The organism is Streptomyces alfalfae (assembly GCF_004127445.1).
GTDB classification, from domain to species: Bacteria; Actinomycetota; Actinomycetes; order Streptomycetales; family Streptomycetaceae; genus Streptomyces; species Streptomyces alfalfae.
Genome location: NZ_QEXM01000043.1, coordinates 546,602 through 568,868, shown reverse-complemented (window position 1 = coordinate 568,868; position 22,267 = coordinate 546,602). Strand labels below are relative to the sequence as shown.

The 22,267-nt window shown below is 71.8% G+C and carries 18 protein-coding genes, 1 pseudogene and 1 CRISPR repeat array; of the genes and pseudogenes, 10 read left to right on the top strand and 9 right to left on the bottom strand.

All coding sequences use genetic code 11. The features are described 5' to 3' along the window. Positions 1–18 precede the first annotated feature (18 nt). The 3 genes from pcaDC to DCW30_RS25545 all read left to right on the top strand — a co-directional run bounded on the left by pcaDC (position 19) and on the right by DCW30_RS25545 (position 2,839). Positions 19–1,299, top strand: a complete 1,281-nt coding sequence (pcaDC, locus tag DCW30_RS25555; protein ID WP_076688723.1) for a bifunctional 3-oxoadipate enol-lactonase/4-carboxymuconolactone decarboxylase PcaDC — start codon at positions 19–21, stop codon at positions 1,297–1,299. A 69-nt stretch (positions 1,300–1,368) separates the two neighbouring features. Further along, complete coding sequence (locus DCW30_RS25550) at positions 1,369–2,001, top strand: MBL fold metallo-hydrolase (protein ID WP_076688721.1); 633 nt, start codon at positions 1,369–1,371, stop codon at positions 1,999–2,001. Between the two features lie 58 nt (positions 2,002–2,059). Next, entirely contained in the window at positions 2,060–2,839 is a 780-nt protein-coding gene (locus DCW30_RS25545) for an exodeoxyribonuclease III (RefSeq protein ID WP_076683840.1), read from the top strand. A gap of 39 nt (positions 2,840–2,878) precedes the next feature. Here the strand turns inward: DCW30_RS25545 and DCW30_RS25540 are convergent, their stop codons facing one another. The 3 genes from DCW30_RS25540 to DCW30_RS25530 form a co-directional block, all read right to left on the bottom strand. After that, positions 2,879–4,654 carry an SGNH/GDSL hydrolase family protein gene (locus DCW30_RS25540; RefSeq protein ID WP_076683838.1) on the bottom strand — a complete coding sequence of 592 codons (1,776 nt, stop codon included), beginning with the start codon at positions 4,652–4,654 and terminating at the stop codon, positions 2,879–2,881. Positions 4,655–4,880: 226 nt separating this feature from the next. Next, positions 4,881–5,540: a response regulator transcription factor gene (locus DCW30_RS25535; RefSeq protein WP_076683836.1), complete on the bottom strand. Its 660-nt coding sequence runs from the start codon at positions 5,538–5,540 to the stop codon at positions 4,881–4,883. Beyond that, positions 5,537–6,799 carry a sensor histidine kinase gene (locus DCW30_RS25530; RefSeq protein WP_076683834.1) on the bottom strand — a complete coding sequence of 421 codons (1,263 nt, stop codon included), beginning with the start codon at positions 6,797–6,799 and terminating at the stop codon, positions 5,537–5,539. The genes DCW30_RS25535 and DCW30_RS25530 overlap by 4 nt, the downstream gene beginning before the upstream one ends. A 131-nt stretch (positions 6,800–6,930) precedes the next feature. On the opposite strand from DCW30_RS25530, the gene DCW30_RS25525 reads away from it, so the two are divergent. Both DCW30_RS25525 and DCW30_RS25520 read left to right on the top strand, forming a co-directional pair. Further along, complete coding sequence (locus tag DCW30_RS25525; RefSeq protein ID WP_205576583.1) at positions 6,931–7,842, top strand: ATP-binding cassette domain-containing protein; 912 nt, start codon at positions 6,931–6,933, stop codon at positions 7,840–7,842. Beyond that, positions 7,839–8,702: an ABC transporter permease gene (locus DCW30_RS25520; RefSeq protein ID WP_076683832.1), complete on the top strand. Its 864-nt coding sequence runs from the start codon at positions 7,839–7,841 to the stop codon at positions 8,700–8,702. Before DCW30_RS25525 ends, DCW30_RS25520 begins: the two co-directional genes overlap by 4 nt. A gap of 10 nt (positions 8,703–8,712) precedes the next feature. Here DCW30_RS25520 and DCW30_RS25515 read toward each other — a convergent pair whose 3' ends face one another. Both DCW30_RS25515 and DCW30_RS25510 read right to left on the bottom strand, forming a co-directional pair. Beyond that, complete coding sequence (locus DCW30_RS25515) at positions 8,713–9,147, bottom strand: PRC-barrel domain-containing protein (protein WP_076683830.1); 435 nt, start codon at positions 9,145–9,147, stop codon at positions 8,713–8,715. Beyond that, positions 9,147–9,773 (bottom strand): PRC-barrel domain-containing protein, encoded by a 627-nt coding sequence (locus DCW30_RS25510; protein WP_076683828.1) that lies wholly within the window; start codon positions 9,771–9,773, stop codon positions 9,147–9,149. Before DCW30_RS25510 ends, DCW30_RS25515 begins: the two co-directional genes overlap by 1 nt. Positions 9,774–10,144: 371 nt before the next feature. Between DCW30_RS25510 and DCW30_RS25505 the strand changes: the two genes are divergently transcribed. The 5 genes from DCW30_RS25505 to DCW30_RS25485 all read left to right on the top strand — a co-directional run bounded on the left by DCW30_RS25505 (position 10,145) and on the right by DCW30_RS25485 (position 13,970). Beyond that, positions 10,145–10,591, top strand: coding sequence for a DUF6278 family protein (locus tag DCW30_RS25505; protein WP_062780592.1), 447 nt, complete (start codon positions 10,145–10,147; stop codon positions 10,589–10,591). 160 nt (positions 10,592–10,751) lie between these two features. Then, complete coding sequence (locus DCW30_RS25500; RefSeq protein ID WP_076683826.1) at positions 10,752–11,495, top strand: amino acid ABC transporter ATP-binding protein; 744 nt, start codon at positions 10,752–10,754, stop codon at positions 11,493–11,495. Between the two features lie 13 nt (positions 11,496–11,508). Further along, complete coding sequence (locus tag DCW30_RS25495; RefSeq protein WP_373569106.1) at positions 11,509–12,438, top strand: glutamate ABC transporter substrate-binding protein; 930 nt, start codon at positions 11,509–11,511, stop codon at positions 12,436–12,438. 9 nt (positions 12,439–12,447) lie between these two features. Next, a complete protein-coding gene (locus tag DCW30_RS25490; RefSeq protein WP_062780590.1) occupies positions 12,448–13,092 on the top strand; it encodes an amino acid ABC transporter permease in 645 nt (214 codons plus the stop codon). Continuing rightward, entirely contained in the window at positions 13,089–13,970 is an 882-nt protein-coding gene (locus tag DCW30_RS25485) for an amino acid ABC transporter permease (RefSeq protein WP_076683824.1), read from the top strand. The genes DCW30_RS25490 and DCW30_RS25485 overlap by 4 nt, the downstream gene beginning before the upstream one ends. A 55-nt stretch (positions 13,971–14,025) precedes the next feature. Here the strand turns inward: DCW30_RS25485 and DCW30_RS25480 are convergent, their stop codons facing one another. The 4 genes and pseudogenes from DCW30_RS25480 to cas2e all read right to left on the bottom strand — a co-directional run bounded on the left by DCW30_RS25480 (position 14,026) and on the right by cas2e (position 22,256). Beyond that, a complete protein-coding gene (locus tag DCW30_RS25480) occupies positions 14,026–15,621 on the bottom strand; it encodes a CocE/NonD family hydrolase (protein WP_076683823.1) in 1,596 nt (531 codons plus the stop codon). Positions 15,622–15,762: 141 nt separating this feature from the next. Next, positions 15,763–16,890, bottom strand: coding sequence for a L,D-transpeptidase (locus DCW30_RS25475; RefSeq protein WP_076683821.1), 1,128 nt, complete (start codon positions 16,888–16,890; stop codon positions 15,763–15,765). Positions 16,891–17,004: 114 nt separating this feature from the next. After that, positions 17,005–17,427, bottom strand: a pseudogene (locus DCW30_RS25470) (hypothetical protein); the annotation flags it as partial. Between the two features lie 2,091 nt (positions 17,428–19,518). Then, a CRISPR array of direct repeats spans positions 19,519–21,926; the repeat unit is 29 nt; unit sequence CGGCTCACCTCCGCTCGCGCGGAGAGCAC. An 18-nt stretch (positions 21,927–21,944) separates the two neighbouring features. After that, positions 21,945–22,256: a type I-E CRISPR-associated endoribonuclease Cas2e gene (gene cas2e, locus DCW30_RS25465; protein WP_076683816.1), complete on the bottom strand. Its 312-nt coding sequence runs from the start codon at positions 22,254–22,256 to the stop codon at positions 21,945–21,947. Between the last annotated feature and the right edge of the window lie 11 nt (positions 22,257–22,267).

The following is a 22,267-nucleotide window of genomic DNA, read 5'->3' as shown; positions in this document are numbered from 1 at the left end:
AAAGAGAGTATGCGGGACGTGAGTGAGACACCGGCCAACACCCTGCAGTACCGCTTCGACGGGCCAGAAGACGCTCCTGTCCTGATCCTGGGTGCCTCGTTGGGCACGACCTGGCACATGTGGGACCGCCAGGTGCCCGAGCTGACCCGGCAGTGGCGGGTGCTCCGCTTCGACATGCCGGGGCACGGCGGGGCGCCCGCGCACCCCTGCCCCTCCGTCGGAGAGCTGGCCGAGCGGCTGCTCGCCACGCTGGACGAGCTGGGCGTGCGGCGGTTCGGGTACGCGGGGTGCGCCTTCGGCGGGGCCATCGGCGCCGAGCTCGCGCTGCGGCATCCGGAGCGCGTCGCCTCGCTCGCGCTGATCGCCGCGTCGCCGCGGTTCGGCACCGCCGACGAGTTCCGCCAGCGCGGGGTGATCGTGCGGAGCAACGGCCTCGACCCGATCGCCCGCTCCGCCCCCGAGCGCTGGTTCACGCCCGGCTTCGCCGCCGCGCAGCCCGCGATCACCGACTGGGCCGTGCAGATGGTGCGCACCACCGACCCGGGGTGCTACATAGCCGCCTGCGAGGCCCTCGCCGCCTTCGACGTCCGGGCCGAACTCGGCAGGATCGGCGTGCCGACCCTCGTCCTCGTGGGCTCGGAGGACCAGGTGACCGGGCAGGGCGAGGCGCGCACGCTCGTCGCGGGCATCCCCGACGCCCGGCTCGCCGTCGTCCCGGGCGCCTCGCACCTGGCCCCCGTCGAGCAGCCCGCCGCCGTCACCGACCTCCTCGTGCGCCACTTCTCCAGCGCCTGGCAGGACACCCAGACGGCGATCATCACGCCGCCCGTCAAGCCCGTCATCGCCCCGCCGGCCGCCGCCCCCATGGCCGCGATCGCCCCCGCGGAGCAGCCCGAGGCCGTGCCCGGCGCGGTCAGGCCCGACCCGTACGACGCGGGCATCAAGGTCCGCCGCGAGGTGCTCGGCGACGCCCATGTGGACGGCGTCCTGGCCGCCGCCGACGACTTCTCCGCCGACTTCCAGGAGCTGATCACCCGCTACGCCTGGGGCGAGGTCTGGAACCGCCCCGGCCTCGACCGCCGCTCCCGCAGCTGCGTCACCCTCACCGCGCTCGTCGCGGGCGGCCACCTGGAGGAGCTGGCCTTCCACACCCGGGCCGCCCTGCGCAACGGCCTCACCCCGGCCGAGATCAAGGAAGTCCTGCTCCAGGCCGCCGTCTACTGCGGCGTCCCCGCGGCGAACTCCGCGTTCAAGGTCGCCCAGGCCGTGATCCGCGAGGAAACCACGCCGCAGGAGTAGCAGGATGGAGGGATGACTGGCATCACCATCCCCTCGGACCAGGACCGCTCGCCCGCGGACGGGCGGCGTATCACCCTCACGAAGAAGTCCCACGCGTGCGTGCGTCTCGAAAAGGCCGGACGCACGCTGGTCATCGACCCGGGCGGCTTCAGCGAGGAGGACGCCGCGCTCGGCGCCGACGCCGTCCTGGTCACCCACGAGCACCCCGACCACTTCGACGAGGGCCGGCTCCGGGCCGGCCTGGAGGCGAACCCCGCCGCCGAGATCTGGACCCTGCAATCGGTCGCGGACCAGATCTCGGCCGCCTTCCCCGGCCGCGTCCACACCGTCGGGAACGGCGACACGTTCACGGCCGCCGGGTTCGACGTCCAGGTCCACGGCGAGCTGCACGCCGTGATCCACCCGGACATCCCGCGCATCACCAACGTCGGCTACCTCGTCGACGGCTCGGTCTTCCACCCCGGCGACGCCCTGACCGTCCCCGACCAGCCGGTGGAGACGCTGATGCTGCCGGTCATGGCGCCCTGGAACAAGATCTCCGAGGTCATCGAGTACGTGCGGGAGGTGAAGCCGCAGCGCGCCTACGACATCCACGACGCGCTCCTCACCGACCTCGCGCGGCCGGTCTACGACAACCAGATCGGGGCGCTCGGCGGCACCGAGCACCTCCGCCTGACGCCGGGGGAGAGCACCGCGCTCTGACCGGCCGCGACGGACCGCGGGACGTCGGCTGTCAGTGGCGCCGGGTAGGTTGTGGGACATGCGCATCGCGACCTGGAACGTGAACTCGATCACCGCTCGACTGCCGAGGCTGCTCGCCTGGCTGGAGGCCACCGGCACGGATGTCGTGTGCATACAGGAGACCAAGACGACGGCCGAGCAGTTCCCCGCCGACGAGCTGCGCGAGCTGGGCTACGAATCGGCGGTGCACGCGACGGGCCGGTGGAACGGCGTGGCGCTGGTCTCCCGGGTGGGTCTGGAGGACGTCGTCAAGGGCCTGCCCGGCGACCCCGGGTACGACGGGGTCCAGGAGCCCCGCGCGATCTCCGCGACCTGCGGCCCGGTCCGCCTCTGGTCGGTGTATGTGCCGAACGGCCGGGAGGTCGGCCACGCGCACTATGCCTACAAACTCCAGTGGTTCGAGGCCCTGAAGGCCGCCGTCGCCGGGGACGCGGGGGGCTCCCGCCCCTTCGCCGTCCTCGGCGACTACAACGTCGCGCCGACCGACGACGACGTGTGGGACCCCGCGCTCTTCGTGGACTCCACGCACGTCACGCCCGCCGAGCGCGCCGCCCTCGCCGACCTGCGCGGGGCGGGCCTGACGGACATCGTGCCGCGCCCCTTGAAGTACGACCACCCGTTCACGTACTGGGACTACCGCCAGCTCGGCTTCCCGAAGAACCGGGGCATGCGCATCGACCTGGTCTACGGCAACGAACCCTTCGCCGAGGCCGTCACCGACTCCTATGTGGACCGCGAGGAGCGCAAGGGCAAGGGCGCGTCCGACCACGCGCCCGTCGTGGTGGACCTGGACGTCTGAGGGTCACCCGGGGGGAGCCCCCGAGGCCCCCAGGGGCTCTCAGGGCTCCAGTTTCCGCAGGTCGACGGAGTTCGCGAGTGCCGCGAGCCCCGCGTCCCCGGGGTGCAGATGGTCGCCGCTGTCGTAGGCGGGCAGTATGCGCGCGGGGCGGGCGGGGTCGCGGAGCACCGCGTCGAAGTCGAGCACGGCGTCGAAGTCCCCGCCCTCGCGGATGTAGGTGTTGACCTCCTCCCGCTGGGTGTCGGCCGCCGCCGTGCACAGCGACTCGCCCTCGCACGGCGCGATCGTGGCGGCCACGACGCGCAGGTCACGGGCGCGGGCGCGGTCGGCGATCTTCCGCAAACCCGCGATCACCTCATCCGCCGAGGCACCCCAGCGCACGTCGTTGACGCCCTCGAAGACGACGACCGTGCGCGCCGAGGTCTGCGCGAAGACGTCGCGGTCCAGGCGGTGCAGCGCGCTCACCCCACCGGTGTCGGTGGAGACGCCGTCGCCGGGATAGCGGTCGGCGACGACGCGGTTGGCGGAGATGCCGTGGTTGAGGACGCCGTAGCGCGGCACGTCGGACTGGTTCAGGAGGCGGGTCGCCAGGACGTTGGGCCAGCGGCGGTTGGCGCTCTGGGTCGAGCGGACGCCGTCCGTGATGGAGTCGCCGAGCAGCACCACCGAGCCCGGCCCGCCGCTCACGTCGACGCCGGTCAGCAGCGGCCACGTCGTGATCGTCGAGGAGTACGCCGCCGGGGACCCGTCCGCGGCGTGGTCGCCGGGGGAGCTGACGTACGAGCGCTGGATGGCCTGGCTGTGCACGGGCGCCGTCGTCACCCGGCCCGGCAGATGGAAGCTGACCAGCAGATTGCTGTCGGCGGGGACGTCGAAGTCGAGCGGGTCGCTGTACGCCTGGGCGCCCGCCGGGATCTCGGCGCCCGTCCGTCCGCCCCGGAACGTCAGCCGCCGCGGCTCGCCCTCGGCCCCGGCCCCGGCCTCCTGCACCGCCACGGTGGCGGCGCCGATCCTGACCGGGGCCGCCGCGAAGGTGTTGTCGAGGCGGACGCGCACCCGCGGCCCGCCCGCGCTGGTGTGCACGACGAGCCGCACGGTCCGGTCGCCAAGGTCCCCGACCGCGGTGTACCCGGAGGTCGAAGCGGCCCAGCTGCCCGTCCACCCCTTGGCGGGCGACCGCACCGACAGGGCGAAGACATGCAGGTCCGTGGCGCCCCTGTCCCGCGGCAGGACCACCGAGGCGACCTCACGCCCCCGGGCCAGCGGCACGGTCACCACGTACAGCCTGGCCTGCTCGGCGAGCTGTCCGCCGGGCGTGTTGATGTGCGGCAGGGCCACGGCCTTCGTGGCGAGCGGGCCCGTGCGCCAGTCCGGCGCGGTGAGCCGGTAGCTGCCGCGCGAGCCGTCCCGGTAGCGGACCGTGCCGGTGCCGCCGGCCTCGCCGCCGGTCCCCGCGACGAGGAAGGCCAGGGCGTCCCCGCGACCGCGCACCCGCACCGTCTGGCCGTCGGCGACCACGTTGTCCCGCTCGCCGGGACTACTGCGCGGGAGGGTCAGCTCCGCCCCGTCGACGCCCAGTGAGCGCCCCGGCGTCCAGCCGGCGGTGGCCAGGGCCCGCGCGGACAGCGAGGCGCCCGCCCCGTCGAAGTCCGCTGCGCCGGGACGGGCGTCGTCGCTGACCGCTCGGTTGTCGAAGAGCCGCTCCAGGGGGAGCGGCCGGGGTCTGTGCGGGGCCGCGGCCTCGGCGGCGGCCACGGGGGCGATGCCGGTGAGGAGGGCGGCCACGACGGCCGCTCTCCAGATGCGTCGGCGCACGACGGACCCCTCCCGGTTCGGGTGGCCCCTGCCGGGGTGGCAGGCGCCCGGTGATGACAGATGCGCCATGAAGCTAAGGAGGTGTCAGAGGCGCGTCAATGAGTCGCGCGTGAACACGACGCGAACTCACCTGTACGGGCCGGGCCCCCCGGGCAGCGGAGGAGCCCAGGGACGCCGGGCAGCGGAGGAGCCCAGGGACGCCCGGCGGCCCCGTGGTCCGGCGACCTCACCGCTCCGCGGACACCAGCCCCGACTCATAGGCGAGGATCACGAGCTGGACGCGGTCCCTGGCGTTCAGCTTCGCCAGGAGGCGGGTCAGATACGTCTTCGCGGTGGCGACGCTGAGGCAGAGCTCCTCGGCTATCTCCGTGTTGGACAGACCGCGCCCCACCAGGGTCAGCACCTCGCGCTCGCGGTCGGTGATGCCCTTCACCGTCACCGCGCGCGGCGGCCCGGCCCCGGGACGGCCCGCGAACTCCTTGATGAGCCTGCGCGTGACGCTCGGGGCGATCAGACCGTCCCCCGAGGCGACGACGCGGAGCGCCGCGAGGATGTCGTCGAGGGCCATGTCCTTGACGAGGAACCCGGCGGCGCCCGCGCGCAGCGCCCCGTAGACGTAGTCGTCGTCGTCGAACGTGGTCAGGACGACGACGTGCGCGGGCGACGGGCCGGACGTGATGCGCCGGGTGGCCTCGACGCCGTCCATGCCGGGCATGCGGATGTCCATCACGACGACGTCGGGCAGCAGCTCCGCGCAGCGGCGGACGGCCTCCTCGCCCGAGGACGCCTCGCCCACGACCTCGATGTCGGGGGCGTCGGTGATGACCATGGCCAGGGCCGCGCGGACCAGCGGCTGGTCGTCGACGAGCAGGACGCGGACGGTCATCGCGCACCCGCCGGGGCCGGCAGCGGCAGCCGGGCCGTCACGCGGAAGCCGCCCTCGGGGCGCGGCGCGGCCCGCAGTTCGCCGTGCAGCAGGGCCACGCGCTCGCGCATGCCGACCAGGCCGTACCCCGCGCCGCGCGGCGGTGCGGCCGAGCCGCGTCCTTCGTCCTCGACGCCGATGACGACCTCCTCGTCCCGGTACTCCACCGTCACGGCGCAGGAGCCGGTGTCCGCGTGCCGCACCACATTGGTGACGGCCTCCTGGACGATGCGGAACGCCGACAGGTCGATGTCCGGGGGCAGGGCCCGGCGCTCGCCCCGCCATCGCACGTCCACGCGGACCCCGGCGGCCGTCGTCGTCGCGGCGAGCCGGTCGACGTCCGCGAGCCCGGCGGCGGGTCCGAGCGGCACCGTCTCGCGCCCGGCGCCGGGGCCGTCACCCGAGCCGCCCGGCGCCGTGCCGTCCGCGTCGCTCTCCCGCAGCGCCCCGAGGAGCCGCCGCAGCCCCGCCAGGGTCTCCCGCCCCGCCGTCTCCACCGCGACCATCGCCTCACGGGCCCTGGCCGGCTGGGTCTGCGCGACCCGGGCCGCAGCGCCCGCCTGGAGCGCGATGATGCCGATGCTGTGCGCGACCGTGTCGTGCATCTCGCGGGCGATGCGCAGCCGTTCGGCGGTGACGGCCTGCGCCGTGGCCTGGGCGCCGAGCCGCTCGGTGTAGACGCGGGTGCGCCGCACGGAGTCGCCGATCAGCCAGGCCACGGCGGCGAGCAGGCAGTACGCCTGCCAGCCCGACCAGCTGCTCTCGGTGGAGTGGGGGAGCCGGAAGGGCAGCCCGAGAATCTGCCGCAGGACCGCGAAGCCGGGCAGGGCGCAGAGCGCGAGGACGCAGGCGGCGGCACGCGCCCGCGCGCCCCGCGTGGCCACCACGAAGCCCAGGGCGATGTCCACGGCCGCGTACTGAAGGAAGGTGATGGCGACTTCGCCGACCGCCGGCGTCGCCGCGTACGAGCAGGCGATCAGCAGCGTGAGGGCCGTGAGCGGCCTGCCGCGCAGCAGGCGGCCCGCGCAGAGCGCCCCGCCGAGGGCGGCGGCGATGACCAGCCAGTCCCAGGGAGTGGGCCCGGGAAACGCGCTCGTCGGCATCAGCGGCAGGCCGAGATGGGCCCGCGCGGCGACCGCCATGCCCAGACACCAGGACGCGGCGGCCCACGCGCCGGGTGCGGCGGACCTGACCAGGGGGACCGGCGGGGATGCGGACATGCGGTGATCGTAGCCACGGACGTCACCGAGGGCATCGGACTCGGGGTGTACAACCGGGGTCGACACCCGCCGCGCCAGATGTCAGCGCCGGTCCGACGACGGGCGGGGCGGCGCACGGCAGCCTGGTCGCCGTGATCGAAGTCCATGAACTGACGAAGCGTTACGGCGCCACGACCGCGGTGCGCGGCCTCGGCTTCCGGGTGCGTCCGGGCCGGGTGACGGGTTTTCTGGGGCCCAACGGCGCCGGGAAGTCCACCACCCTGCGCCTGATCCTCGGCCTCAACACGGCCACCAGCGGCCGGGTCACCGTCGACGGCCGCCCGTTCCGCGACCGACCGCGCGGCCTGCGGCACGTCGGCGCGCTGCTCGACGCGGGCGACGTGCACGGCGGCCACAGCGCGCGCACCCACCTCCGCGTCCTGGCCCGCGGCAACGGCATCCCGTACGCGAGGGTCGACGACGTCCTCGCGGAGGTCGGCCTCGCGGAGGTGGCACGCCGCCGCGTCGGCGGCTTCTCGCTCGGCATGCGCCAGCGCCTGGGCATCGCCGCCGCCCTGCTCGGCGACCCGCCCGTGCTGCTCTTCGACGAGCCGCTGAACGGCCTCGACCCGGAGGGCGTGCGCTGGGTGCGCGGGCTTTTCAGACGCCTCGCGGCCGAGGGAAGGACCGTGTTCGTCTCCAGCCACCTGATGTCGGAGATGGAGCACACCGCCGACGACCTCGTGGTGATCGGCCGGGGCGAGCTGATCGCCGCGGAGAGCCTTGCCGCGTTCGCCGCCCGCGCCGGCGGTGGCGCCGTGACGGTGCGTACGCCGGACGCGGCCGTCCTGACGCCGTCACTCACCGCGGAGGGCGCCTCGGTCGTCCCGGGCGACGGGGGAAGGCTGCTGGTCAGCGGTCTCGACGCGGCGCGTGTCGGCGAACTGGCCCTGCGGCACCACGTGGTGCTGCACGAACTGACCACGACCACGCCCTCGCTGGAGGAGGCCTTCATGGAACTGACCGCCGCCGACGTCCAGTACGCGGCAGGAGAGGCCCGATGACCCCCGTCGCGGAAGCCGCCGCCCGCACGTCCCGCGAGGCGTCCCCGGCCGCGCAGGAGCCGAGGCCGCGGTTCACCGACCTGGTGGCCGCCGAGTGGCTGAAGTTCCGGTCGCTGCGGTCGACCGCCTGGTCCCTGGCGGGCGCCGTGCTCGCCGTTCTCGCCTTCAACGCGGGGACCGCGTACGACACGTACCGCTACTGGCGCGAGAACGACGCGGACGGCCGCGCGCGCTTCGTCCGCGACGGGATCGCGCTCCAGGAGGCCTTCAACGGCAACGCGATGCTGGTCATGATGCTCGCGGCCGGCGCCGTCGGCGCCCTCGCGGTGGCGGGGGAGCACCGGACCGGGCTGATCCGCACGACGTTCGCCGCCGTGCCCGCCCGGCGGCCGCTGCTCGCCGCGAAGGTCCTGGTGGTCGCCGCCGCCACGACCGTTCTCGGCGCGGCCGCCGCGGGCCTCTCGTTCTGGCTGACGCAGACGATCCTGGACGGCCGGGGCGTCGGCGTCCCCCTCGGTCATCCGGGCGCGTGGCGGCTCGTCGCCGCCTCCGCGCTGCTCGCGCCGGTCTCGGCGCTGACCGGCATGGCGCTCGGAGCCCTGCTGCGGCACGTGGGCGCCGCCCTGGTCGCCGTCTTCGTGCTGCTGCTCCTGCTGCCGGGGGTGCTCGGCGACGACCGGCGCTGGACGGCCGTCGCCGGCCACGCCACGCCGTACCAGGCCTGGCTGCGGCTGGCCGAGGCCGGTGAGGCGACCACGCGCTACCCCTGGACGGTCGCGGGGGCCTGGGCCACCCTCGCCCTCTGGTCGCTCGCCGCGGCGGTCGTCGCCGTGGTGGCCGTGGACCGCCGCGACCTGTGAGGCGCGCGGGTCAGGGCGCGGCGGCCACGCGGACCACCACGGCGTACGAGCCGCAGCCCAGCAGCAGGCGGCCGGGTATCCGGTCGCCGCGCGAGGTGTGCAGGGTGTCGAGCAGCCCGGACGCGGGGTCGAACGTGATGTCGGCGAGCGTTCCCGCCGATGCGCCGAGCTCGGTCAGCAGGCGCTGGCCGAGGAGCTTCTGGTCCCCCGCGGAGTCCGCCGCGGTGAAGCGGGCCGCCGCCGCCGTCGCGACGACGACCGCGTCGGGCCCCACCGCGTGCACGTCCTCCCAGGCGATGACGTCGCCGCCGACCTTGGTGTCCTCCAGGCGGAGCGCGGTGATCCGGCCGGCCTCCGGATCGACGACGAGCCCGGCCACGGTGCCCACGCGCGAGGCGTCCGCCGAGCTGACGACCGGCCGGCCCACGGTCTGACTGAGCAGCATCACAGCGCCCGCCCCTCTCCGACGGCGCCGGGGCCGCCATCGCCGCCGAGCCGCCTGCGCCGTACGGCGGCGGCGAGGCCCGTCAGGTCCCCGGCGACGTCCTCGGTGTCCCGCACGGGGACCATCAGCGTGTCGCCCGTCATGGCGGGGCGGCTGCCGAGCGCCAGGAAGACGGTGGCCTCGTGGTGGCCGAGCGCCTCGGTGGACGACATCTCGACGCCGACCACCGCGCCCTCACCGCCCGCCTCGACGATCACGTCGCGCACGGTGCCGACCTGCACCCCGAGGTCGGTCAGGACCCGGGCCCCGCGCACCAGGCCGCCGGAGGCCTCCTCCCCGGTGGTGACGGCCGCCTTGTCCTCCAGGACCTCCTCGGAGGGGATCATCACGGCGTCCGTGCCGAGCGCGTGCACCCCCGCCCACGGCACGCTCTTGCGCAGCGGCCCGGAGAACAGTCCGCGCCCGGCGAGCGTGAATCCGGCGATCCTGCCGTTCACCGCGTCGAGCACGACGTCCTTGACCTGGCCGACGGCCTCCCCGCCGAGCGTGACGACCGGGCGCCCGGTCAGCCCCGCGGCCGGCGTCAACTCCCTCACCGGCTCTCCCTTGCCCAGCTCACGCCTCATCGCGCGCCCCCTCGCCCGGAGCGCCTGCCGCGTCGCACCACGATGACCCCGCCGCGGCGCCGCCGCGCCTGCACGCCGAGGACGACGGCCGCCAGCAGACCCACCACGGCCACCACGGCAACACACCACACCCACCACGCCATCCGTCCACCTCCCGGATCGAGCACCTGAGACAGTCATACGTACCCGCGTACGGGTTCTTCAGCGCCCCCGGGTCGCCTACCAGGGCGGGTGATCCGCCCGATTCCGTGATCGACTGATGCCAGGTACATTCTTGGACATACGGATGGGCGGACATTCGGATTGACGGACAGGCGATGGTGCGCGCCGGGCGGCGCACCCGGCGGGTGTCATCGACGGAGAGGCCGACCATGAACATCCCGTTCCTCGACAAGTGGCGCAGGCGGCACGCCGGGGCCGAGCCGGCGGGCGAGGGACTCGCGGGTGCGTTCGAGGCCGACCCCGACGGCGTGGCCGCGCTGCTCGCCGAGTGTGAACTGCTGCGCTCCCAGGCGGCGGTGGCGGGCCTGGAGCTCGACGACACCCCCGCGTCGCTGGCCGCCCTCGACCAGCTCCTGCCGCGCTGGCGCGACGACCCGGAGCTGCTGCCCTGGCTCGGCAACGACGCGGGGCTCTACCTCGGCTCGGTCGTGGTGCGGACGGTGCCGGGCGCCACCTGGCACGTGTGGCCAGGCGGCAGCGCCGCCGTGCGGCTCGCCTCCGGGCGGGAGATCGCGGTCGTCGACGCGGGGCTCGACTGGGCGGTCCACGGGGCGCCCGAGCTGTCCCAGGTCTACGCCGAGGCGTCCGAGGCCTGACCCCGGTCCGGCGCGGTCCGGCCGTGCCCCACCCGGGCGAGCCCTGCCCTAATTGCCGCAAATACGGTTAATGCCCCTGCATGCGTGTCGTCCAGTAAGTCCCGTTTTCACGTGGATAGTTTGCGCGGACGTACACAGCAGAAAGTGGGCAGGTCGTGCCATGGCCGTCGATCCGTTGATCGAGCTGCGTGATGTGAACAAGTACTACGGCGAGCTGCATGTCCTCCAGGACATCGACCTCACCGTCGGCAAGGGGGAGGTGGTCGTGGTCATCGGCCCTTCGGGGTCGGGCAAATCGACGCTCTGCAGGACGATCAACCGGCTCGAGACCGTGCAGTCCGGCGAGATCCGGCTCGACGGGCAGCCACTGCCCCAGGAGGGCAAGGCGCTCGCACGGCTCAGGACCGAGGTGGGCATGGTCTTCCAGTCCTTCAACCTCTTCGCCCACAAGACCGTGCTCCAGAACGTGTCCCTGGCGCAGATCAAGGTGCGCGGCCGCAAGAAGGACGAGGCGGACAAGCGCTCCCGCGAACTCCTCGAACGCGTGGGCCTCGCCACGCACGCCGGCAAGTACCCGGCCCAGCTCTCCGGCGGCCAGCAGCAGCGCGTGGCCATCGCCCGCGCCCTGGCCATGGACCCCAAGGCGCTCCTCTTCGACGAGCCGACCTCGGCGCTCGACCCGGAGATGATCAACGAAGTCCTCGAAGTCATGCGGCAGCTCGCTAACGAGGGCATGACCATGGTCGTCGTCACCCACGAGATGGGCTTCGCCCGCTCCGCCGCCAACCGCGTGGTCTTCATGGCCGACGGACGCATCGTCGAGGACCGGGCCCCCGAGGACTTCTTCACCCACCCGGAGAGCGAGCGCGCCAGGGACTTCCTCTCCAAGATCCTCAAGCACTGACGGGGGCGACGTGCTGCTGAAACGACCCACTTCACGTACCGCCCGGCTGCTCGCGGCCGTCGTTCTGACCGCGCTCGCCGCCACCGCCTCCGCCTGCGGCAAGGAAGGCAGCCCGCCGACCAAGGGCCCGGCGCGCGACGAGCTCCCCGAGTACCCCGTGGCGAAGGACTTCCGGCTCCCGCAGTCGGGGACCTGGAAGAAGGCCAGGAGCCGGGGCCACTTCGTCGTGGGGGCCAAGGAGGACCAGCCCTACCTGGGCGAGAAGGACCCGGCGTCGGGCGTCTACTCCGGCTTCGACATCGAGATCGCCAAGATGGTCTCCGCCTCGCTCGGCCTCGACCCCCGGCGCATCGAGTTCAAGACCATCGCGTCCGCCAACCGCGAGACCGCCCTGCAGAACGGCCAGATCGACTACTACGTGGGCACCTACACCATCAACGACAACCGCAAGAAGCTCGTCGGGTTCGCCGGCCCCTACTACATGGCCGGCCAGGGCCTCCTCGTCCGCTCCGACGAGGAGGACATCCGGGGCCCGCGGGACCTGGGGGGCAAACGCGTCTGCTCGGCGGCCGGCTCCACCCCGTACCAGCGCATCCAGCAGGACTACCCGAAGGCCACCCTCGTCGCCTACGACACCTACTCCATCTGCGTCGACAACCTGCTGACGTACCAGGTCGACGCCGTCACCACCGACGACGCCATCCTCATCGGCTACGCCGCCAAGGTGCCCGAGGAGCTCAAGGTCGTCGGCAAGCCCTTCTCGCAGGAGCCGTACGGGATCGGGGTGCCCAGGGGCGACAACGCGCTGCGCCTGGCCATCGACGACGCCCTCGCCGCCGGCGAGAAGGACGGCTACTGGAAGAAGGCCTATGACGCCACGCTCGGCCTCTCCGGGGTGCCGGCGCCGAAACCGCCCGCCCTCGACCGCTACCCGGCGAGCTGAGGAGGCCTCGTGGACGTACTGACGGACAACTTCTCCACGTTCGGCGAGGGATTCATCGGCACGGTCGAACTCACCGTCTTCGCCTCGGTCCTCGCGCTCGTGCTCGGCTTCCTCATGGCCTCCTTCCGGGTCGCGCCCGTCGGCTCCCTGCGGGCCTTCGGCACGGCCTGGGTGACCGTCCTGCGCAACACCCCGCTCACGCTGCTCTTCTTCGCCGTGCTGCTCGGCCTGCCGCGCTTCGGGCTCGTGCTGCCGTTCACGGTGTTCGCGGTGCTCGCCCTCGGCTGCTACACCTCCGCCTTCATCTGCGAGGCCCTCAGATCCGGCATCAACACCGTGCCCAAGGGGCAGGGCGAGGCGGCCCGCAGCCTCGGCATGACCTTCGGTCAGACCCTGTCGTCGGTGGTGCTCCCGCAGGCCTTCCGCTCGGTCATCGCGCCGGTCGGCTCCAACCTGATCGCGCTGGCCAAGAACTCCGCGATCGCCGGCGCGTTCAGCGTCACCGAACTGCTCGGCACGTACAAGACGCTCAACGAACTCGGCTACAACATCATCTGGACGTTCGTCTGGATCGCCCTCGGCTACCTCATCATCACCCTGGCCATCAGCGCCGTCTTCAACATCCTGGAACAGCGCTGGGGAGTCGCACGATGAAGGCCACCTCCCACGACTCCACCGCCCTGTACGACGTCCCGGGCCCCAGGACCGTGCGCAGGCACCGGCTCTACGGGGTGATCTGCACCCTCGTCCTGCTCGCTCTCGTCGCCTGGCTGCTCTACCTGCTCTTCGACACCGAGCAGTTCACCGCCACCAAGTGGACGCCCTTCGAGTACGAGGGCATCCAGGAGCTGCTCCTGCGGGGCCTCGGCAACACGCTCAAGGCCTTCGCGATCTCCGCCGTCCTCGCGCTCGCCCTCGGCGGGCTGCTCGCCGTGGGGCGGCTCTCGGACCACCGCCCGGTGCGCTGGGTGGCCACGCTCATCGTCGAGTTCTTCCGCGCGATGCCGGTACTGGTGATGATCTTCTTCGTCTTCGTGGCGCTGAAGGTGCAGCCGCTGCCGGCGCTCGTCGCCGGACTCACGCTCTACAACGGCTCGGTGCTCGCCGAGGTCTTCCGCTCCGGCGTCAACTCCGTGGAGCACGGGCAGAAGGAGGCCGCCTACGCGTTGGGCATGCGCAAGTCCCAGGTCATGAGCCATGTGCTCGTGCCCCAGGCCGTGCGCGCCATGCTGCCCGCCATCATCAGCCAGTTGGTGGTCGCCCTCAAGGACACCTCGCTCGGTTTTCTGATCACCTACGAGGAGTTCCTCCACGCCGGGAAGCTGATCGCGTCGAATCTCGACTACGATTTGCCCTTCATCCCCGTGGTCATGGTGATCTCACCGATCTACATCGGGATGTGCATGTTGCTGTCATGGTTCGCCCAATGGGTGTCCAAGCGTCAGCGGCGCAATCCGAAGACCGAGGCCGCGGAAGTAGCACCGGCCGAACCAGGAACGCTGCTGCCGAAGGGGGTCCCCCCGGATCACTGAGATCCGGGGGGAGCAGTAGCTCGCAGGGCCATGCCCGACCGGCGGCAGCCGGAGATCACTGCTCGCGCAGGGGAACGGACACGTACGACGGGTCCGCCTCCGGCGAGGAGAAGGTCAGCTGCGCGCCGGACGGGTTGTGCTCGATGTAGAGCGGGTCGACCGTGTCGACGACCAGGGCGAGCCTGTGGCCCGCCGGCACGTCGTAGGCCGTGGAGAACAGGTCCAGGTCGACGCCGAACGGCTTGCCCGGCGTCTTGCCGTGGAAGGTGTGCGGCGCGTGGCTGACCAGCTTGCCGAGGCCGAGCGGCCCCACGTCGTAGAGGTACGCGACGAGGGTGCCGCTCTCCTTGGTGCTGGAGAGCGTGGTGTGCAGCTCCACCGTCCCGCGCACCCGCTGCGCGGTGGTGTGCCGCTCGGACTGCCAGACGGCGGTGTGGCGGCGCGGGAGCAGCGGCACCGAGGCCATCGGCGGGATCTTCAGGAACTGGTCCAGGGCGTTGGAGAGGATCGCGGTGCCGCCGTTGGCGCCGGAGTCGGCATTGGCGCGGATCGTGGTGGAGCCTGCCATGGCGATCTTCTTGCGGGTGGGGCCGACCGACTTCCAGTCCGGGTAGCCCTCGTAGCCGCCGGTCGACCGGCTCTTGAGCCGGACCGGCTGCTCCTCGTCGACGCCGTTGGCCTCGCCCTTGAGGTAGTGGTCGAACCACCGCCGGGTGGACGTCCAGGTGTCGTTGGGCAGCCCGAGCAGGCCGGTCGCCTCGGCCGTGGCGTGGTCGCCGGGGCGGAACTCCAGGCGCTTGGGGCCCGTCAGGCGCTCGTAGAACTCGGCGTACTGGTTGGGCGGGAAGAGCGAGTCGCCCCAGGCGTTGCCGAGCATGATGGCGGCGCCGTTGCCGTTGATCTCGTCGAGGTGGGTCGCGGGGGAGCGCTTGGCGCCCCAGGCGATCATCTCGTCCTCCTTGTCCAGGTCGGAGGCGAGGAAGTCCTTCAGCGTCCGCCGGAGCTCGGCGCTCGGCCGGCCGGTGACGGCGCCGAGCCCGCCGAGCAGCGCGGCGGCCTGGACGTGCTGGGTGCGCCCGCTGTAGATCGAGTCGATCAGGTCGCCCCAGCCGCTGAGCGCGGCCACGGCCCTGACCCGCTTGTCGTGCCCGGCGGCGAGCAGACTGATGCCCGCCCCGTACGAGACGCCGGCCATGCCCACCTTCGCCGGGTCGGCCGGGGTGTTGGCCAGTGTCCAGTCGATGACCTTGGAGGCGTCGGCGATGTCCTCGGGGCCCGCGGTCTCGATCTCGCCGCCGGACTGCCAGAAGCCGCGCGAGTTGTAGCTGACCACCACGTAGCCGGAGTCGGCGAGCCGCTGCGCCTGGGCGACGTACTCGATCTGCGGCATGCCCCAGCTGGTGGGCAGCACGATCGCGGGGTACTTCGTGCCCTGCCTCGCTTCCTTCGGGGTGAAGACGTTGGCCTTGAGGACCGTGCCGCCGTCGCCGGGGATGTCGACGAACCGCGCGGCGGCGGAGCCCGCGGCGGGCGGCGCGGCGGCCGGAGCCGCCTGTGCCACGGGCGCGAGGCCGAAGGCGGCGCCGGCGACGAGGGCCGCCGAAACGGTTCCCACGGCGGTGGTGCGCAAGGCAGGGTGCGGCAGTCCCACGGGTCACTCCTCACTCGGGCATGCAATGTGACCCGACGGTAACCGCGCGGTTTTACCGAGGGTAACCCGTCGGTAAGTTACGCCCCGGTAACGATTGGTGAGCGGTGGGCCGCGGGGGCGAGGGCGGGCCGTGGCGCCCCCTCAGCGCAGGGCGCTCCTGGCCCGCCACTCCCGCCAGGACAGATTCCACTCGCCGTAGCCGTTGCCCGGGGCGGGCGCGCCCTTCGAACCGCTGCCGGTGACCTCGAAGGGGTCGCCGGGGCGGACCTGGCCGTACAGCCAGCCGGCGTCGGCGTCGCTCATGCCGATACAGCCGGAGCTGTGGTTGGTGTTGCCGAAGTAGCGGGCGTTCCACGGAGCGGCGTGCGCGTACATGCCCGACCAGGTCAGGCGCATGGAGTGGTCGACCATCTTGTCGTAGCTGTCGCCGCCGGTGAGGCCGACCGTCTCGGAGCGCATGTTGACCGTGCCCTCCTTCGACATCAGGACGGACGTGCCGCCCCAGGAGGCCTTCTGGCCGCCGGGAGTGCCCGCGGACACCGGGAGCGTCCTCACCCACACGCCGTCCCGCACCAGCGTCGCCCGCTTGCTGTCCAGATCCACCCGCACGACCTGCCGCCCGCCGACCGTGAACCGCGTGGAGTAGTCGCGGACGAACCAGCCGCCGGCGCCGGAGTCGACGCCGTTGAGCCGCGCCTCCAGCCGCACCTTCGTGCCCGGCCGCCAGTACTTCTTCGGACGCCAGTCGACGCGGTCCCTGCCGTCGTAGTTCTTGATCCAGCCCCAGGAACCGGTCGTGCGGGCCGAGGTCGTCACCTTGAGCTGCTTCTCGACCGCGGCCTTGTTGCCCACCGGGTGGTCGAAGGTGATCGACAGGGGCTGGGCGATGCCCACGGTGCTGCGCAGGACCGGCGCGAGCGTCACCTTGTTGACCCGGTCCGGCTCGGCCGTCGCGAAGAAGGCCTTGGCGCTGCCGCCCTCGCCCGTGACCGCCCGCACCCTGTACGTCGTGCCGGGCGCCGCCCTGCGTCCGGAGATCCAGGTGCTCCCGTCCTCGGCGACCCGGCCGGGCATCTGCTCGCCCTTGCCGTCGGTGACGGCCACCCGCTCCAGCGTGCCCTCGGCCAGCGTCACCTTCACCGGGCCGCCGGCCTTCGCGTCCCGGCCCGTGAGGTTCACGGAGATCTCCGGGTCCTGGCCGGAGCCGGAGCAGGCGGTCAGGGCCCCGGCGAGGACCACGAGACCCGCGACCGCCGCGAGGGTGCGCATGGGAACTCCACGGAGAGAGCGCGGCGGACGCCGACGGGTTGTCTGATGTGCGGGGAGGATGACCGCCACGCCACCTTAAGGGCCCGGACGACCCCGATCCGCGATGACGCGCCGTCACTTCGCGCGATGGGAGGCACGGGCCGACGGCGTCGGGACCGGCGTCTCGGCGGCCCGCGTCACGTCCGCGACCAGCTCGACCACGTCGGGGCCGTACGCCTGCGAATTGACGACCTTCAGGAGCAGCACGAAGGCGCCGGCGCCGTGCTTGCGGGCGAGCTTGTCGTGGTGGCGGGCGAGATAGCGGGCGGCGGCCTGGCTGGCGACCGCGCGCTGGCCGCAGAAGAGGAACACCGGCCTCGCCTCCTGCCCGCGGTCGGCGGTGAGCCGCGCGAGGAGCACGTACTCGGTCAGGCCCGGCTCAAGGCGGTAGCGCTCCTGGCCGACCTGGAAGGCCCCGCGGTCGGGTATCGGCTCCGGCTCGGTGTTCACCCGGACGCCCGGCAGCAGCGAGTGCATGTGCGCCGCCATGCGGCGGTTCGGATGCGTTCCTAGGGGCCCACCTTGAACTCAGCTTCACGACAGGCACCTGACCCGTGTACCCACAAGGCTTACCGCAGCGACGCTTGTTGAGCCGGCGCGAAGTGCGGTATCGGTGTTGCCGCCGGTTCGTTCGCCGAATCCGGCGTATCCGCCCCCGAGTGCCGGGCTCTCCACGGACTCTGCCGTCCAGGCGTGGTTGGGGCGGGTCCAGTAGTTGGAGATGGTCTTGCCTCTGTAGCGGTAGCGGTGACCTTCACCGCCGGGGCATCGAACAGCTCGATCTCGTCTGCCGATGACTTTTTCCACCGTCCGTTGCTGTCCGTGAATTGGAAGGTGGGCCCGGCCCTTGCCACTCTGCGGTGATGAGCGGCTCACCTCCGCTCGCGCAGAGAAGGTGGGTAGCACACCAGATCTCCCGTCTGCCTAAATCGGCTCACCTCCGCTTATGCGGAGAAAGGAATCGATGGCAAGGGAGGGGTGGTGACTCGTGCGAGTCTCGTTGGTAGCTACCGTATAACTTCTAGCACTAATTGGAGCATGGCGACGAGGAGACTCCAAAATGCCCAGTCTCGTTCTTCGTCTTGCACTCGCCCTCCAGGGCGTCAGCTTGGCTGACACGAGGATCAATAGTATCTGGAGAAAGATTTAAGCAGAAGGAAGCGCGACTGAGGGCATCGTAAAGCGAAGGGAGTGCCCGATGCAGTGACACTGAGATCGCTAGTCCGATTTACCCACGGATGGGTCGATGAGTGAGGAGCGACAGACCTAGCGCTTCTAATTGAGCGTTCAGTCCGTTGATTCGTGTTTGGTCCTGGCCCAGGTTTCGCACTACTTCATGGTGGCTTCGCCGGTGAGATCTCGGACCATGAGCTCAATCAATTGCGAGGTTGGAACGAAACGACCGTGGCTACCTCTGCTCACTCGGAGAGCACGAGGACATCCCCTTCCTGGTCGCCGTCAACTACGGCTCACCTCCGCTCGCACGGAGAGCACTCGGCGAAGGGGCCGGTGGCGCCCTTCATCGTCGGCTTACTTCCTCGCGCGGAGAGCACGTGTCGCCTTGCCGTAGGTGGGGTGGCTGGCCGGCTCACCTCCGCTCGCGCGGAGAGCACGACGGGTCATCTGGTCAGGCATCGCGGTCCGCCGGCTCACCTCCGCTCGCGCGGAGAGCACGCCGAACATCCCACGCTCACGGACACCTACTCCGGCTCACCTCCGCTCGCGCGGAGAGCACCGGGCTACTGGTTGCGCCTCTGCGTTGTGCGGCTTGCAGGCCGCGCGCAGTCTGCGGCGCGCAGGTGGGCGCTTCGGTCTAGAGGGCGACTTTAAGTCAATCGTAGATCTTTTAACGTGGACTGCGTGGATGGGTCGAGGGAAACCGCAGGTCAGCGCTCTATAGCCTTACCTCAAGATTAGGGTAAGTCAACCAACGCCCCAGGTGGCAGGGCGAGTTGACCCCATGGCCGACGCTCGCCCTTGGCCACCTCAACCGCTGCAACCACCACATACCGTCATCGGCAACGCGGACGGGGACCGCCCCTGCCAGGGCGATCCCCGCAGTGTCCGCACGTCACGAGAGCAATCGCACGAAGGACAACACCATGCAATCACAGCGTTGGAAGCCCGTGAGACTCCAATACCGCCGCCCCGGGTGGCAGGACGCGTACAACGCCGTTATCGCCGGCATCGTGATCTATCTGCTTCCGCAGGTCCCGCCCGAGATGACAGGTCTGGCGCTCCTCCCGCTCCTCCGTTGCCTCCGCTTCAAGCGCGTTGTCTGAAACGGAACCCATCTACAGCCCCCGGCCTCCTGTAGGCCGGGGGTTCTTTCGTTGATCTTGGCCGTGCTCTAGACGCGACCTCGGCGTGCTGGAGTAGCCCAGCGTGCGCCTTCTCGTGCGTGCGATCAGGCTGGCGGTATGGCTTCGAGCGTGCCCGTGGTGATCTCGTCCGGTCCGCGCTCATCGACTGGCGGGGCGGCGAGCCCGACATCTGGAAACACTAGCGAGTGACCTAGGTCACACCCCGTATGGACCGTTGGCCCAGACCGCGCCCGCCCCGAGAGCCACGCTGCCTTCATGACCTACGACGGCTCACCTCCGCTCGCACGGAGAGCACCCCACCACTGGACACGCCAGAGGGCCGCTCCGCGGCTCACCTCCGCTCGCGCGGAGAGCACGCTGAGGTGATCGGCGTGGACCTCGGCATCCTCGGCTCACCTCCGCTCGCGCGGAGAGCACGCCGAGACGGTCCTGCCCGGCCCCGGAGAGCACGGCTCACCTCCGCTCGCGCGGAGAGCACTGGCGATCGTCGGGCATGAAGGCGGGGTTCACCGGCTCACCTCCGCTCGCGCGGAGAGCACGGCTGGGGGTTCGGGCCGCGCGGAAGTTACACCGGCTCACCTCCGCTCGCGCGGAGAGCACGGAACAGCGACCGGGTCCGGCGCGGCCACCTGCGGCTCACCTCCGCTCGCGCGGAGAGCGCGAGGTCGCGCGGCTGGTAGCAGCCGAACAGGACGGCTCACCTCCGCTCGCGCGGAGAGCACGGCTCGGCCAGCTCCGAGCCGTCCGTGTCGACCGGCTCACCTCCGCTCGCGCGGAGAGCACGACCGCTTCCTGGTCGAGCAGGCCGTCCTCCACGGCTCACCTCCGCTCGCGCGGAGAGCACACCCGGCCCGGCTACCAGCAGCCCGACGCGTTCGGCTCACCTCCGCTCGCGCGGAGAGCACGACATCGAGCTGAGCACCGTGTGCCAGAGCAGCGGCTCACCTCCGCTCGCGCGGAGAGCACGTCCCCGAGACCGGCGGACGCGGCGGACGCCGCGGCTCACCTCCGCTCGCGCGGAGAGCACGGCCCGCTGATCGCCGAGACGTTCTACGAGACCGGCTCACCTCCGCTCGCGCGGAGAGCACAGTGAGGACGAGAAAGACCCTTAGTTGTGTATCGGCTCACCTCCGCTCGCGCGGAGAGCACGCTCGCCCGCGCCCTCTCACCGGCCGGACCGACGGCTCACCTCCGCTCGCGCGGAGAGCACACGGGGCGGGGCAGGAAGAGGACGTTGTCCATCGGCTCACCTCCGCTCGCGCGGAGAGCACAAGATTCAGCAGCGGCTGGCGAAGATGAAGACCGGCTCACCTCCGCTCGCGCGGAGAGCACAGCACCGACCGGAACCTGATCCTGAACCCGGACGGCTCACCTACGCTCGCGCGGAGAGCACCACTGGTCAGCATCAGCCTGAGCCAGAATCGCCGGCTCACCTCCGCTCGCGCGGAGAGCACGTCTCTTCGGAGGGGTCGGTCATCGGGTACTCCGGCTCACCTCCGCTCGCGCGGAGAGCACGCCCGCGCGGCCGTCGCCCGGGGCCTGGCGGTCGGCTCACCTCCGCTCGCGCGGAGAGCACTTATTTTCTGGCCTTACGGCCGGGAGGTGAGGCGGCTCACCTCCGCTCGCGCGGAGAGCACAGCCGGTCGGCCACGGGCGAGAGGTCGAGCGGCGGCTCACCTCCGCTCGCGCGGAGAGCACTGAAGGCGAACCGCAGGGTTCTTCTCCGCGGCCGGCTCACCTCCGCTCGCGCGGAGAGCACTGAAGGCGAACCGCAGGGTTCTTCTCCGCGGCCGGCTCACCTCCGCTCGCGCGGAGAGCACCCACCTCCCGCAGGAGCGGCCCGCGTCGGTGGCGGCTCACCTCCGCTCGCGCGGAGAGCACGCCGCCGTGAGCATGCGGCTCATCGAGCAGGACGGCTCACCTCCGCTCGCGCGGAGAGCACGGCGGTGAGAGCCAGACAGAGGGAGCGCTCTGCGGCTCACCTCCGCTCGCGCGGAGAGCACGGGGTGGGCGTGGGGAAGTACCCGAAGATCTGCGGCTCACCTCCGCTCGCGCGGAGAGCACGCGCATTCGCCTGCCGGGCGGGCCCGGGGTCACGGCTCACCTCCGCTCGCGCGGAGAGCACGATTCCGAGAGGTCGTCCAGGCCCGCCTCGAACGGCTCACCTCCGCTCGCGCGGAGAGCACGAGGACGTCGTTGCGGGCAGCGATGGTGTCGGCGGCTCACCTCCGCTCGCGCGGAGAGCACGAGGTCGATGCCGGCGTGGATGCCGCGGAGGTCGGCTCACCTCCGCTCGCGCGGAGAGCACCCCTGCTCCTGATGGACGGGATCTCGGTGACGCGGCTCACCTCCGCTCGCGCGGAGAGCACCAGTGCAAAGCTGGTGGGGTCGGCCTGCGCCGCGGCTCACCTCCGCTCGCGCGGAGAGCACGCCTGGTCGTGATCCTGCGCGGCCTCGGCGAGCGGCTCACCTCCGCTCGCGCGGAGAGCACCACGGTGCACTGCCGGGCGAGTCTGCGGACGTCGGCTCACCTCCGCTCGCGCGGAGAGCACTGAGGGTGCCGACGCCGCGCTTGGGGTTGAGGCGGCTCACCTCCGCTCGCGCGGAGAGCACTCGCGCTGCCCTGTCGCGTGGACGGTGACGGCGGCTCACCTCCGCTCGCGCGGAGAGCACCCTTCGTGACCTGGCGCGTTAGACGGGGTTTGCCATTTCTTGACCTTCTCGCTGGAAGGCAATCAGAGTGAGGCCGTCGAAGTCGATCGGTTCGCGGCGGCGGGCGCCTGCGGTTCGCAGTTGGAAGCCTTGTTCGTTGTCGGCGGGGTGGGCGAGCACTGCCATGCCGTCGTCGGTGCAGGCGGTGACCGCTGACCAGAGTTCGTCACGGACCTTGGCGGAGACGGTGCCGACGTACAGCTCGGGTGTGACTTCGAGCAGCCAGCGGGTGAGGGCGCCGCGGAGATGGTCCGGTACGGCGGTGGCTGAGATGACGATCATCGAGGATATGGCCGGTGTCC